Annotated in this window: 11 protein-coding genes; 3 read left to right on the plus strand and 8 right to left on the minus strand. The window is 66.3% G+C overall.

Annotation, left to right across the window (positions count from 1 at the left end):
• Positions 1-43: 43 nt before the first annotated feature.
• The 8 genes from HMPREF9710_RS20770 to HMPREF9710_RS20805 all read right to left on the minus strand — a co-directional run bounded on the left by HMPREF9710_RS20770 (position 44) and on the right by HMPREF9710_RS20805 (position 11120).
• Entirely contained in the window at positions 44-2875 is a 2832-nt protein-coding gene (locus HMPREF9710_RS20770) for a bifunctional diguanylate cyclase/phosphodiesterase (RefSeq protein WP_005669632.1), read from the minus strand.
• A gap of 146 nt (positions 2876-3021) precedes the next feature.
• Positions 3022-3798: a fused MFS/spermidine synthase gene (locus HMPREF9710_RS20775; RefSeq protein ID WP_005669634.1), complete on the minus strand. Its 777-nt coding sequence runs from the start codon at positions 3796-3798 to the stop codon at positions 3022-3024.
• Between the two features lie 48 nt (positions 3799-3846).
• A complete protein-coding gene (locus HMPREF9710_RS20780) occupies positions 3847-4680 on the minus strand; it encodes a lysylphosphatidylglycerol synthase transmembrane domain-containing protein (RefSeq protein ID WP_005669635.1) in 834 nt (277 codons plus the stop codon).
• Between the two features lie 28 nt (positions 4681-4708).
• Positions 4709-5638, minus strand: a complete 930-nt coding sequence (locus tag HMPREF9710_RS20785) for a glycosyltransferase family 2 protein (protein WP_005669637.1) — start codon at positions 5636-5638, stop codon at positions 4709-4711.
• Positions 5595-7136 carry a glycosyltransferase family 39 protein gene (locus HMPREF9710_RS20790; protein WP_005669638.1) on the minus strand — a complete coding sequence of 514 codons (1542 nt, stop codon included), beginning with the start codon at positions 7134-7136 and terminating at the stop codon, positions 5595-5597. Before HMPREF9710_RS20790 ends, HMPREF9710_RS20785 begins: the two co-directional genes overlap by 44 nt.
• A gap of 184 nt (positions 7137-7320) precedes the next feature.
• Entirely contained in the window at positions 7321-8838 is a 1518-nt protein-coding gene (locus HMPREF9710_RS20795; protein ID WP_005669640.1) for a CitMHS family transporter, read from the minus strand.
• Between the two features lie 139 nt (positions 8839-8977).
• A complete protein-coding gene (locus tag HMPREF9710_RS20800) occupies positions 8978-10429 on the minus strand; it encodes a sensor histidine kinase (RefSeq protein WP_005669643.1) in 1452 nt (483 codons plus the stop codon).
• Between the two features lie 4 nt (positions 10430-10433).
• Positions 10434-11120: a response regulator gene (locus HMPREF9710_RS20805; protein ID WP_040777660.1), complete on the minus strand. Its 687-nt coding sequence runs from the start codon at positions 11118-11120 to the stop codon at positions 10434-10436.
• Between the two features lie 133 nt (positions 11121-11253).
• Between HMPREF9710_RS20805 and HMPREF9710_RS20810 the strand changes: the two genes are divergently transcribed.
• The 3 genes from HMPREF9710_RS20810 (at position 11254) to HMPREF9710_RS20820 (ending at position 14052) form a co-directional block, all read left to right on the plus strand.
• Complete coding sequence (locus HMPREF9710_RS20810; protein WP_005669647.1) at positions 11254-12315, plus strand: porin; 1062 nt, start codon at positions 11254-11256, stop codon at positions 12313-12315.
• A gap of 34 nt (positions 12316-12349) precedes the next feature.
• Entirely contained in the window at positions 12350-13330 is a 981-nt protein-coding gene (locus tag HMPREF9710_RS20815) for a tripartite tricarboxylate transporter substrate binding protein (RefSeq protein ID WP_005669648.1), read from the plus strand.
• An 89-nt stretch (positions 13331-13419) separates the two neighbouring features.
• Positions 13420-14052 carry an exopolysaccharide biosynthesis protein gene (locus tag HMPREF9710_RS20820; RefSeq protein ID WP_005669651.1) on the plus strand — a complete coding sequence of 211 codons (633 nt, stop codon included), beginning with the start codon at positions 13420-13422 and terminating at the stop codon, positions 14050-14052.
• The last annotated feature ends 80 nt before the right edge of the window (positions 14053-14132 follow it).

The raw sequence follows: 14132 nt of genomic DNA on the forward strand, positions 1-14132 counted from the left end.
TGCTTGCCGAATAGGGGCGTTGCGGCGCCGCCTCAGCGTCGATTTAAACGGGCAATGATGCTTCCTGCTCGAGCTGCGGCGCCGGCAGCGCGCGGCGCTGATGCAGCAACTGCTCGAAGTCATCGGCTGGCAGCGGCTTGCTGAAGTAATAGCCCTGCATCTCGTCGCAGCCGTGGCTGCGCAGGTAGTCGAGCTGTTCCGCCGTTTCCACGCCCTCGGCGATCACCGCCAGCTTCAGGTTGTGGGCCAGGGCGATGATCGAGGTCACGATCGCGGCGTCGTTGGCGTCATGCGTGATGTCGGCCACGAAGGAACGGTCGATCTTGAGCACGTCGATCGGGAAGCGCGACAGGTAGGAGAAGCTCGAGTAGCCGGTGCCGAAGTCGTCGATCGACAGGTTCACCCCGAGCGCCTTCATCCGGTGCAGCAGCTCCACCGCCGGCGTGACGTCGCTCATGAACAGGCTTTCGGTCAGCTCGATCTCGAGGCAGGCCGGGTCCAGCCCGGTGTCGCGCAGGGCCGACTCCAGGCTTTCCAGCAGGTCGGGGGCGCCGAACTGGCGCGCCGACAGGTTCACCGCCACCCGCAGGCGCGGCAAGCCGGCATCCTGCCAGGCCTTGTTCTGGGCGCAGGCGGTGCGCATCACCCAGGCCCCGATCTGGACGATCAGGCCGGTCTCCTCGGCCACGCCGACGAAGCGGCCCGGCGGCACCATGCCCAGCTCCGGATGGTTCCAGCGGATCAGCGCTTCCATGCCCACGATCTGGCCGCTCTTGAGGTCGACCTGCGGCTGGTAGTGCAGCACGAACTCATCGCGTTCCAGTGCATTCCTCAGCGCGCTTTCGATGCGCACCCGCTCCAGCGATTCCTCGTTCATGGCCGGGGTATAGAACTGGAAGTTGTTGCGGCCCAGCTTCTTGGCGCGGTACATGGCGATGTCGGCATGTTCGATCAGGTTCTCGCTCGACGTGCCTTCGCTTGGATACACCGCCACGCCGATCGAGCAGGTGACGAAGAATTCCTTGTTGCCGAGCATGACCGGCTGCGCCACCGCATCCATCACCCGCTGCACGATGGCCGGATTGAGCGGCTCGTCGGCATGTTCGCCCAGGATGGCCACGAATTCGTCGCCCGACAGGCGCGCCACGGTGTCGGCATCGCGCAGCGACGAGCGCAGGCGCGCCGCCACCGTCACCAGCAGCACGTCGCCGGCCTTGTGGCCCATGCTGTCGTTGACGAACTTGAAGCGGTCGAGGTCGATCAGCATCACCCATACCGGACGGCCGCTGCGGTTGGCGTAGGCGAGCGCCTGGCCCAGGCGGTCCTGCAGCAGCGAGCGGTTGGGCAGGCCGGTCAGCACGTCGTGCTGGGCCACGTGGTGCACGCGCTGCTCGGTGAGCTTGCGTTCGGTGATGTCGCTGCCGGTGCCGCGGTAGCCCTGCAGCGCGCCCTGGTCGTCGAAGATCGGCTGGCCGTTGACCAAGAACCAGCGCGTGTCGCCGCGATCGTCGACGATCTGGTATTCGAGATTCGTGAATGCCTCGTGGGCCTGCATCCTGACCAGGTGCTCGCGCCCGCCCTCGCTGTCGAGCAGGCCCGGCACGTATTCCCAGCGCGTCTTGCCGAGCAGGCCCTCGACCGCGACGCCCGATTTCTCGGTGAAGCCGCCGGTGATCATCGTGAAGCGGAAATCCTTGTCCTGTTCCCAGTACCAGTCGGACGACATCGCGACCAGCTGGCGGAAGCGCTGTTCGCTTTGCAGCAGCGCCTTCTCGGCGCGCTCGCGCGCGGCCATGTCCTCGATCAGGCGGCGGTTGCTGCGGCGCAGGTCCGAGGTGCGCTGGCGCACCAGTTGCTGGACCTTGCGCGCGCGCATCCCCGCCGACTGGACGAAGGCGGTGCCGAGCAGCGTCACCAGGATGCCGCCCACCAGCAGCGCCACAGAAGCCATGTGGTCGGCCAGGAAGGGGCGCGGCGCGGCGGCCACCTCGACCCGCCATGGACGCCCGCCGGCGCGCAGCACGGTGGCGCTGGCGCCGTGGTCCGGCCGCAGCCAGCTGGCGAGCGCCGGGCGCGCCCGGGGCGTGGTGGGACCGGTCGACAGCAGCAGCGCCGCCGGATCGGCCTGTTCGCCGGCATACACCGATACGAAGATGTCGTCCCGCTCCAGCAGGCCGGCCCCGAGCAGCGACTCGTGCACCAGCTGCTTGCCCCGGACGACGGCCGCGGTATTGCCGAGCAGCTCGCCGCGCTTGCCGAACACCGGCATGACCAGGTCGAAGGCGACGGTCCCGGTCCGCACCAGCGTGAACAGGCTGGTCGCGGTGGGCTGGCCGCTGTTCTTCGCCCCGTCGAGCGCGGTCATGAGGGACGCATCGCGGCTCAGGTCCAGGCCGAAGGCGCCTTCGTTGCCCTGCATCGGCTCGACGTACTCGATCACGTGGTAGCGGCCGCGCGGGAGCGCCGGCGCCAGGCCGCCCGGTGTTTTTTCGGTCAGGACGGCGCCCGGCCGCACGCGCTGCAGTTCGGCCTCGACCGCCGCGCGCTCGTCGGCCCGCACCACCCGGTGGTAATGGAAGGCCTGGATGAACTGGTGCCGCTCCAGCAGGCGCGCGGTGAAGTCGGCGAAGCGTTCGCGGCTGACCGGCTCGCCGTTCGAGAACAGCTGGTTGGTCACCGCCAGCACTTCGATCGCCCCATTCATCCCCTGGCGCACCGCCGCCACCCGCTCGTCGGCGCGCTGGGCGAAGGCGAGCGCCATATTGTCGTATTCGAGGTGGCTGACGCCCACGAACAGGCCGAGGGAAGCCGCCAGGCCGCCCCCCAGGGTGAGGGCCGCCGCGAGTGTCAGTGAACGGATCGGTCGGCGCGGCATCGGGTCGTGTTCCTGGACTATGGTCTGACGATGTAGGTGGATTGAAGGAAAACTGCTTGCTGGTAGGCATTAATCCGCGCAAGTGTGTCATAAACGCGATGGGCTCGCAAACGAATCCTATCGTGCGAGACAATTCGTCCACACGTTCACGCCCGGCGCCGCGCCAGCCAGGCCACCAGCAGGCGCGCCAGCAGGCGGTTGCTCCAGCCCAGGCCGCGGCCTTCCTTGCGCGCCATCCAGGCCAGCAGGCGCTCGCCGCGGCCCGGCCGCGCGCCCGGATGGCCGGGGCGGGCCGCGAACAGGATCCGGTTATTGCCGGCGATGCGCGCGAACCAGGCCAGGCGGCCGTCGAAGGCGGCGCGCAGCCGCTGCAGCGCGCTCGCATACTGAGGATCGTAGGTAAAGATGTTCGCCACCAGCACGCCGCCCGGATGCAGGGCGCGCCGGCAGGCGCCATAGAAGGCGCTGCTTGCCAGGTCGGACGGCAGGCCCTGGGTGTCGAAGCCGTCGACCAGCAGCACGTCGCAGCAGCCCGGCATGCGCGCCAGGTAATCGGCCGCGTCGCAGTGCAGGATGCGCAGGCGGGCGTCGTCGGGCGGCAGGCAGAACTGGTCGCGCAGGGCGATCACGTCATCCCGGATCTCGAGCACAGTGATGCGGGCGCGCGGAAAATGGCGGTGGCAAAACTTGGCCAGCGAGCCGCCGCCCAGGCCGACCATCACGATATGGCGCGGGTCGGGCACGAACAGCGCGAAGCACATCATGGCGCGCGTGTATTCCAGCACCAGCGCGTCGGGCCGCGAGACCAGCATCTCGCTCTGGACGTCGCCGGGGGTGAACTCGAGGGTGCGGCGGTCGCCCTCGGTGCGCACCAGGGGCGGGCGGGTGTCGTCAGCGGCGGGGCGGTCGAGGGGAGCGGGCATGGAAGCAGTATATGCGAGCGGTGCGACTCGCCGGCGCAGTGTGAGGTGTCAGCTGCGCGCGTAGGTTTCCCAACTCCCTGGAAGCAACGCAGCCCCAATCAGCGACGATCCTGCGGTAATCAGAAAGAACGCGATTGCGGCCAGCACCCCGACCTCGGATCCCAGGCCGAGCAGGCGCAGCCCATAAACAAACGTCAGCTCGCGCATACCGAGGCCGCCAATGGTGACGGGCAGGACTGCGGCGATCGAAGATGCAAGGAACACAGCCAGATACTGCGGATACTGGCCGAGCGGCACGCCTAATCCGGCAATGATGGCCGCCATGCAGGCAAGTTGGAGGATCTGGACGACGAGAGCGCCGCAACAGGCGCAGAAAATCCCGGGCCACCGCATCTTCAACCAGCAACGGTGGGCCAGGACCAGGGCCACGAAGATCGTCAGGCAGCCAGCCACCCAGGCGTGCACCGCGTGACTCAGCCAGCCGAGACCAAGGAATGGCACGAAAGCACAGCCAAGGAGCAGAAGGGCCAGCAGGCCGCTGAAACGGTCGAACAACGTGATCCCGACCAGCACTTTTCCGGATGCCGCGCCCTGACGGCGCAATACCAATATCTTGTATCCGTCGCCGCCGATGCCGCCAGGCAGCGCAAGATTAAGGTACATGCCGGCGTAATACAGCTTCAGGTTATCGATTTCGCCGATGCGCAGTCCAACGTGGCGCTGGTAGATGTTGAGCCGCAAAGCGCCGGCAATCTTCGACAGGTTGAACAACAGGACGCCAAGCAGCAGTCCGGCCAGGACAGGCCCTGTCAGCGACAGATGCCGGTACTGGGTCATGTCAAGCTGCCGCAATACTAATCCTCCCAGGATCGCAGTGATCATGAACTGCAGTGCGAGCTTTTTGCGGCCGCTAAACACAAATTTCTTTCTTGATCGTATAGGGCTTTTTCTTCTGCGATTCGTAATAAGTCCGCATCACCAGGTCGGCAACGAAGCCGGTCGTGATCAGCTGGATGCCGGCCACCGTGAGCAGCACGCCCAATATCAGCAGTGGCCGGCCGCCGATGGATTCCCCCATCAGCTTCTGCAGCAGCAGCCAGAGGTTGACCAGGCAGCCCGCCAACAACAGGAACAGGCCGGCGCCGCCGAAAAAATGCATCGGGCGCTGGCCATACTTCTTGAGGAACAGCATCAGCAGCAGATCGCTGGCGACTTTGAGGGTACGACCAAGTCCATATTTCGACACACCCGCGTGTCGCGCGTGGTGGCGCACCTCCATCTCGGTCATGCGGGCGCCGTACATGCTCGCCAGTACCGGCATGTAGCGATGCAGCTCACCGTACAGGCTCAGGCCCTTGGCGACGTCCGCCTTCAACAGCTTCAGCGTGCAGCCATAGTCGCGGATGAACACACCTGTCGAGTGGCGGATGAGCCAATTCGCAATCTTGCTCGGGACCTTGCGCAGCAAAAGACCATCCTTGCGCCTGGCGCGGATACCGGCAACCACGTCCCAGTTCTCCAGCGCCAATTTTTCCATCATGAGCGGTATGTCGCAGGGATCATTCTGCAGATCGCCGTCGAGCATGACGATCAATTCGCCGCGCGCTGCATCGATGCCGGCAGCCATCGCTGTCGTCTGCCCGTAATTGCGGTTGAACACCAAAATCCGGGTGTTGGGCCGCGCGTACCGCTCGATTTCACCGATTGTGTCGTCGTGCGAGCCATCGTCGACGAAAATCACCTCATGCTCGATGCCGGACAGGGCGGCGGCAATGCACTCTACCAGCGGCGCGATGTTACCCTGTTCGTTCATTACCGGAACCACGACTGACAGCAGCATTTTTGTCCTCCACGTTGAGATGGACATAGTCGAAGGTCATGCTTCCCTTGCCCCCGAAACGGTAGCCGAGACGGATCCGGCCTTGCTCCGTGACTTTGGCTTGCGGGTAGGCCGAGCGGAAGCGGTCAAGCCAGCCAATTGTTGCGTCCTCGTCCATGACCAGCAGAACCTGCCCGGCAAGTCGCTCTTCGCTACGGATGGCGTGCTCCAGCAGCAGCGTCCGCAGGCGGGGCTGTTCAAAATGAAGATTCCCGGCGATGAGCGTTCCTTCGGTCACCACCGTGGTCGTCGCCGGAAAACGGCGCACGAGTTCCGAGGCCAGCTCCGGATAGGGGTGATGCGGTGGGGCGACCTTGCCAAGCGCCGGTCCGAACCAGGTGCGCATCGGCAGCAGTATCAGAACGAGCAAGCCGACCGCGACGACGACCGGGCGAAGGCGTTCGAACGCGGCCTGTCGCGACAACCTGGGCGCGACGGCAAACAATGCCAGCGGCAGCGAGAACAGCAGCGGCATCATCCATCGATCCTTGATCTTCCCGACCTCGCCTGTGAAGACAATCGCGACCAGCAGCGCGAAAAAGCTGGCGTACAGGCAGAGGAAAAAGCGACTTTCCGGCGCGCGGACATCGAATGCGATCTGCTTGCGCAGGCGGCGCAAGGCAAGCAGGTAGACGAGCACCGGCAGCACCGCGAATGCCAGGACTGCCGACAACAGGCTTGCCAGCCCGGCGCCAACGTTGTTCAGGTAGCCGGCTTTTCCAGTGCCTTCCGCCAGCTTGCGCACCGTACCGGCGGCCGCGGCGTCCAGGTTCTGCATCAACCACGCGCCATGTGGCAGGAACACCAGGAACGCCGCCCCCGCCGCGATCACGACTTTGCGGTTCCAGAGGACGTCCCGATGCTCGCGCACGAGGAGGCTGGCACAGACAAGTCCGGCCAAGAAAATGCCGAAGTTGTATTTCGTCTGCAGGCCGAGTCCGACCAGCAGGCCGAACAAGGCGTAGCGTCCTGCATCAGGTTTACGCAGCACGGCGAAATAACACCACAGCGTGGCGCAGGCGATGCTGGTCAGGAGCACGGAGTGGGTCAGGTCGCGCAGCGATTCCCAGCCTATCTGCGGGAAAAGCACGAGCGAGGCGGCGGCGGCCAGCGCGCCATGGACGCCGATCAGCGGCCGCGCCGCCCGGTACATGCCGAGGTACAGGGCAAGGAGGATCAGCACCTTGAGCAGTGCCAGCGCAAAGAGGTTCAGACCGAACATCGAGAATGCCAGCCACTGCAACCATGCGTACAGCGGCGGCTGGGTTCCGTAACCGAGCTGCAGTCGCTGCGTAAGGTACACGATCTCGGCCTCGTCCCGCTCCAGCGAGTCAGTGACCGTCATCTGGATCAATAGGTGCGCAGCAAAGTAGGCTAACAGTGCAGCGAGAAGATGGCCTTGTTCGCCGCGAATCGTTGGCGCCGCGTCACGGGCATCAATCCGGATTCCTTCTGTCATGGTCGTCCTCGACGCTGATATGCTCAGAATTGCGTGTTCCAAGCGATTGCAGCAGCGAACGCCGAGGCGAGGGACGCGAACGATCAAACATCGACCGGATTGAAGGCGTTTGAGAAGATCGAGGATGCACAAGCCGTCGCCTGCCCGTGCACATTAGCCATCGCATCCTTCTCGGAAAATGACCTCAGGCTCCTGATCCCATCAGTGGCACCACGCCGAAGATGACGGCGGCGACCAGCATCACCAGCGAGGCCGAGATCGACCAGATCAGGGTATAGCGTTGATGGTCGCCGAATTCGACCTTGCACATCCCGACCAGCAGGTAGGTGGAGGCGACCAGGGGGCTGAGCAGGTGCACCGGTTGGCCGATGACCGAGGCACGGCCGATTTCCGCCGCCGTGATGCCATACACCTCGGCGGCCTTGGCCAGCACCGGCACCACGCCGAAATAGAAGGCGTCGTTCGAGATGAAGAAGGTGAACGGAATGCTCAGGATGCCGGTGACGATCGCCAGGTAAGGCCCCATCCACTCCGGCACCGCCGCGATCACGCTCAGGGCGATGGCGTCGACCATCTTGGTGCCCTGCAGGATGCCGACGAAGATGCCGGCCGCGAAGATCAGCGACACCACCGGCAGCACGTTCGCCGCATGCGCCTCGATACGCGCCTTTTGCGCTTCCAGGCTCGGATAGTTCACGGTGATGGCGATCGCGAAGAAAATCATGAACAGCACCGGCAGCGGCAGGGCGCCCAGCACCAGCAACACCAGCAGCGCCACGGTCAGCAGGAAGTTCACCCAGATCAGTCTGGGGCGCGCGGTGTCGGGCGAGGACACGCCGACCGGCGGCTCGTCGCCACCGCCCGTGCCGCCCGATCCGGCCGGGCTTTGCAGCCCGCCGCCATCGGCTTCGATGCGGCCGGCGGCAAAGGCGTGCACATTGCCCCCGAGCGATGCGGCGCCTGGCGCGGCGCTCCACTCGCCGGTGGTGCCGTTCATGGCGCCGGCCACCGCGAGTTCCGGGAAGGCCGGTTGCAGCTTGGCCACCGGCGCCGGCTTCTTGATATTTGCCTGGCCCGGCAGGCTCACGGTGCCCAGGCGCTTGCGTTCGCGCATGCCCAGCACCCAGGCCACGAACATCACCCACACGGCGGTGACCGCCATCGGTAGGATCATCGGCACGAAGATGTCGCTCACGTCCACGCCCAGCGCGGTGGCGGCGCGCGCCGTCGGGCCGCCCCAGGGCAGGATGTTCATCACGCCGCCGGCCAGCATGATCACGCAGGCCATCGTCAGGCGGCTCATCCCCAGGCGCATGTACAGCGGCAGCATGGCCGACACCGTGATCATGTAGGTGGTGGCGCCGTCGCCGTCGAGCGAGATGAACATCGCCAGCGCCGCGGTGCCGACCACGATCTTCATCGGGTCGCCCTGCACGAGCTTGAGGATGATGCGCACGATCGGGTCGAACAGGCCGGCGTCGATCATCACGCCGAAGTATAGGATGGCGAACATCAGCATGACGCCGGTGGGGGCCAGGGAGCGGATCCCTTCCAGCATCATCGGGCCGAGGCCGGCGCCGAAGCCGCCGATCAGGCCGAAGGCGATCGGCACGACGATCAGCGCGACCAGCGCCGGCAGGCGCTTGGTCATGATCAGGAACATGAAGACGACGACCATCGAATAGGCGAGGATGGTCAGCATGTCATGCTCCGCGGAGGGTAGGGAATGGCGTGGCCAGGACGGCGCGCGCGAAAGCCGGTTGCTTCATGATGTCTCCGATCGTTGTCGTGAATGGGGTAGTGCCCCGTTTTCGCCAACTATAGGCCGCGCAAGCTTTCAATCAGCTTTCAGCGCGCGGCGCGTCGAAGATCACCTCGACTTTCAAGCCGCCGGCATCCGCGCGCCCGAGCTTCAGGGCGGCGCCGTGCAGGCTGGCGACGTCGCGCACGATCGCCAGGCCCAGCCCGGTGCCGCCGGGATTAGCTTCCAGCGTGGACTGGGCGCGGTAGAACGGCATCAGGACTTTGTCGTATTCGGCGTCAAGTATGCCGGGACCGCTGTCGCTCACCGCCAGCACGACACGTTCGTCGCGCCGTCCCACCCACAGCAGCACGCTGCCGCCGGCGGGCGTGTAGCGGATCGCGTTGTCGACCAGGTTCGCCACCAGTTCGTGCAGCAGCAATTCCCGTCCGACGACCGTGGTGTCGGCGTTGGCCTCGACGTCGAGCGCCAGGTCGATGTCCTTCTGCACCGCCGGCAGGGCCAGCTCCAGTCCCACCTGGCGCGCCACGAGCGCCAGCGTCACCGGCTGCGCCTGTTCTCCGCCGCCGCCATGCTCGATGCGCGCCAGCACCAGGAGGCGGTTGGCCAGGTGGATCGCCGAGTCGGTGGTGCCGGCGATCGAAGCGACGATGGCGCGCATCGCGGCCGGATCGTTTTCGCGCAGGGCCAGCGCGGCCTGGGTCTTGAGCACCGCGAGCGGGGTGCGCAGCTGGTGCGAGGCGTCGGCGATGAAGCGGCGCTGGCTGGCGATCAGGTCCTGCATGCGCGCCATGGTGCCGTTCATGGCCGCCACCAGCGGCCGCACCTCCTTGTGCACCAGGGCCTGGTCGATGGTAGACAGGTCGGACAGCGGGCGCGTCTCGACCTCGTTCTTGAGCCGCATCAGGGGGCGCAGCACCAGCCGCACCGCGAACCACACCAGCGCCGCCACCGCCAGCACCAGCACGGCCTGGCGCAGCAGGGTATTGAGGAGGATGTCGCGCGACAGGGCGTTGCGCGCGTCGAGGGTCTCGCCGACCTGGATCAGGGCGATGCCGCGCATCGAGTCGTCGTAGACCGGCTGCAGCAGGGCCGCGATGCGCACCGGTTCGCCGTTGTAGCTGGCGTGGTAGAAGCGCACCAGGGCCGGATACAGGTCGCTGCGCGGCACGCCCGCCGGCACCGGCGGCAGGTCGTCGTAGCCGCTGACCGTCTCGCCATCCAGGCCGGTGACCTTGTAGTAGATGCGGCCCAGGGTGTCGGTCTCGAAGCTGTCCAGCGCCACATAGGGAACGTTGGCCACCACCTTGCCATCCTTGACCGTCACGCGCTCGGCCAGCGCGCGCGTGGACGACAGCAGCGAGCGGTCGTAGGCCACGTCGGCCGCTTCCAGCGCGTCGCGGTACAGCGACACCGCATTGAGCGCGACCAGCGCCACCAGCGGCAGGATCAGCCAGCGCAGCAGCTGCTGGCGCAGGCTGCCGAGCGGCCGGGCCGCGGCCCGTTGCAGCAGGGAGATGCGCTGGGCCATGGCCTCAGGCGGGTTTTTCTTGCATCAGGTAGCCGATGCCGCGCAGGGTCACGATGGCGGCGTCGCCCCCGGGCCGCTCGAGCTTCTTGCGGATGCGGTGGATGTACAGCTCGATGGCGTCGAGATTGGCGTCGTCGCTCAGGGCGAACACTTCCTGGAACAGTTTTTCCTTCGATAGCGCGCGGCCCGGCCTGGCGATCAGCGCTTCGAGCACCGCGTGCTCGCGCGGCGTCAGCGCCAGCGGCTCGCCGCAGTAGGAAAACATGCGCGAAACGGTGTCGAAGGCGAGCTGGCCGCAGCGGTGCACCAGCGCCTCGTTGCCGCTGCGCCGGCGCAGCAGCGCCTTCACGCGCGCCTCGAGTTCGGCCAGCTCGAACGGTTTGGCCAGGTAATCGTCGGCGCCCAGGTTCAGCCCCTGCACCTTGTCTTCCAGGCCGCCGCGCGCGGTCAGGATCAGCACCGGCGTGCCGCCACGCGCCCCGCCGCGGGCGCGCAGGCGGCGCAGCACGTCCAGGCCATCCATGCGCGGCAGGGTCAGGTCCAGGATCACCAGCGCATAGTCCTGGGTGTGCAGCAGGGCGTCGGCATCGGCGCCGGTGCTCGCGCATTCGACGGTGAGATGGGCGTCGCGCAGCGCCTTCGACACCCAGTGCGACAGCTCGACGTGGTCTTCAACTAGCAGGATTCTCATCGCGCCAGTGTAAGCGCAAAGGCCGGGCGGCGGAAAGGGCGGCATCGATAGCCGACTGAAAGCGAACTGAAAGGTAGCCGCGCATATAGTCGGTCGAATAAAGCAATACAAACATATAAGATTCGGAGACACCATGAAGCAGTCGGCCCTCGCGCTCGCCGTCCTGGCAGCGCTTTCCCTGAACCATTCCGTCCACGCCCAGAGCAACGTCCAGGTCTATGGCCTGATCGACGCCGGCGTCGAATACGTCAACCATGCCGCCGAGGATGGCGGAAACATGGTGCGCGTGATCTCGGGCGGCAAGAACACCTCGCGCTGGGGCTTTCGCGGCAGCGAAGACCTCGGCGGCGGCCTGAAAGCGATCTGGCAGCTCGAAGGCGGCCTCCTGATGGATACCGGCGAAAGCGATGGCGCCGTGTTCAAGCGCCAGGCCTGGGTCGGCCTGGACGGCTCGCTCGGCCGCCTCGTCATCGGCCGTTCGTTCACCACCACCTATGAACTGGTGATCAAGTTCGATCCGCTGGGCTTCGCCCCCAATTATTCCTGGGCCACCGGCGCCAGCGCCACCGGGCCGTCGAAATACGGCATGACGACCCAGTTCGACAACCTGGTCAAGTACACCGGCAAGAGTGGCGGCTTCACCTATGGCGCCACGGTCGGCCTGGGCGAGCGCTCGGGCAGCCTGGCCGAAGGCCGCAAGCTGGCGCTGGGCGGCTCGTGGTTCGGCGAAGGCGGCCTCGGCTTGATGGCCGCCTATGAGCAGATCAATGGCAACGCCGTTGCCGGCGTGCCCGCGCGCGACGAGACCACCGCCTACCACCTGGCGGCGGATTACCAGACAGGCAAATGGCGCTACACGGCCGGCATGCGCGGTTTCGAGCTCGACGCGGGACGGGCGGGCGCCGACCTGCGCGCCGACACCTATTGGGGCGGGATCTCGCGCACGATCGATAACGTGACCCTGACCGGCGCCGTCTACCACGTCAACACGAAGGACGTGCCGGCCATCGAGGACGCCGACCCGACGATGTTCGTCGTGCGCGGCATGCTGGCGCTGTCCAAGCGCACCACGCTCTACCTGTCGGCGGCGCATGCGAAAGCCGACCACGGCCAACTGGTCGGCCTGTCGCGCGACGACCCCGGTTTTGGCTCGACCCAGACCGGCATCACGGCCGGCATGCAGCACCGTTTCTGAGCCGGTCCGCCACTGCCGCCGGCATGGCGCTATCATGCGTCCCATGAGATTCGTGCACACCTTCCTCGCCATCCTGGGCCTGGCGCTCGCCGCGCCCGGCGGCGCCCAGCCGCGCGAGGCCGAATGCCTGATCCCGTCCAAGCCCGGGGGCGGGATGGACCTGACCTGCAAGCTGGCCCAGAAGGCTTTGCACGGCCAGAGCGGCGCGCCCGAGCTGCAGCTGAGCTACCTGCCGGGCGGCGTCGGCGCCGTGGCCTGGCACACGATGGTGTCGCAGCGCCGCGCCGAAGCGAACACCCTGGTCACCTTTTCCGGCGGTTCGGTGCTCAACCTCGCGCTGGGCAAATTCGGCGACGCCGACGTCGACGACGTGCGCTGGGTGGCGGCCTTCGGCGCCGACTACGGCATGATCGCGGTGCGCGCCGATTCGCCCTGGCAGTCGCTCGACGACCTGTTGCACGCGCTGAAGCGCGATCCTAAAAAAGTCTTGATCGGCATGTCCGGCACGGTCGGGAGCCAGGACTGGATCAAGATGGCGCTGCTGGCGCAGATGGCCGGCATCGATCCGCGCAAGATGCGCTTCGTCGCGCTCGAGGGCGGCGGCGAGCAGTTCATCGCGATGCAGGAAAACCACGTGCAGGCGGTGTCGGGCGACACCTCCGAGGCCTTGCTCTATACCGGCGACGGCCGTGTGAGGGTGCTGGCGGTGCTGTCCGAGCGGCGCCTGCCGGGCGCGCTGTCCGGCGTGAAAACCGCGCGCGAGCAGGGCTATGACGTGGTCTGGCCCGTGATCCGCGGCGTGTGGATGGGGCCGGACGTGCGCGAGGCCGACTACCGGCGCTGGGTGAAGGCGTTCGACAATATGGAGGCCAGCCCGGAGTTCGCCGAAAAACGGGCGCGCGCCGGCCTGTATCCGTTCTCGCTCACCGGCGACGCGCTGACGCGGTACATCAAGCAGTCGGTCGCCGGCCACCATCGGCAGGCGCGGCAGTTCAAGCTCTTGCGCGAGCGTTAGCCGCCCGGGTCGGGCCCGGCTATACTGTCGCACCGACGCGCTGGCCCGGCCCAGGCGTCGTTCCGCACAACCCAAGATTTCAGGACGACATGAACACAATGTACAGTGAACCGGTTTCCCAGCGCCTGCGCTCCCTGGTGCGCGACATGCCGCGCACCGGCATCACGCTCAGCGAATTGATCCACCGCGTCGGCAACGACGGCTTGCTGATCCTGGTAACCCTGCTGACCCTGGTGTTCCTGATCCCGATCTCGATTCCCGGCGTGAGCACCGTGTTCGGCGCCGCCATCCTGCTCATCAGCGTCAGCCGCCTGTTCGGGCGCGACCTGTGGATCCCGTCGACACTGTCGCACCGCGTGATCGGCACCCGCAAGCTGCGCCCGCTGCTGCGCAAGGCGTTGTCCTGGCTCAAGAAGCTCGAGCGCGTCAGCCGTCCAAACCGCATCCAGTGGCTGGTGGCAGCCGGCCCGGTCGCCTTCTTCAATAATGCGGCCCTGATCCTGGGGGCCGTGCTGCTGATGATGCCCTTTGGTCTGATTCCTTTCAGCAATACCTTCCCGGCGGTGGCCATCCTGTTCCTCGCCATCGGGCTGCTGCAGCGCGACGGCCTGTGCATCCTGCTGGGCCACGTCAGCAATGTCCTGACGATCCTGTATTTCGCCGTCCTGATCGGCGGCGGCGGCCTGGCCATCCGCGAGGTGTTCAGCCGCTTCGCCGGCTGAACGCGGCAAACGCGTTGATGTCCAGGAGCAACGTCGAGGCGGAAGAGTTGGCTTGTTGCAAAGCATCTTCTTCTGATAAG

The sequence above is a fragment of the Massilia timonae CCUG 45783 genome (assembly GCF_000315425.1).
GTDB lineage: Bacteria > Pseudomonadota > Gammaproteobacteria > Burkholderiales > Burkholderiaceae_D > Telluria > Telluria timonae.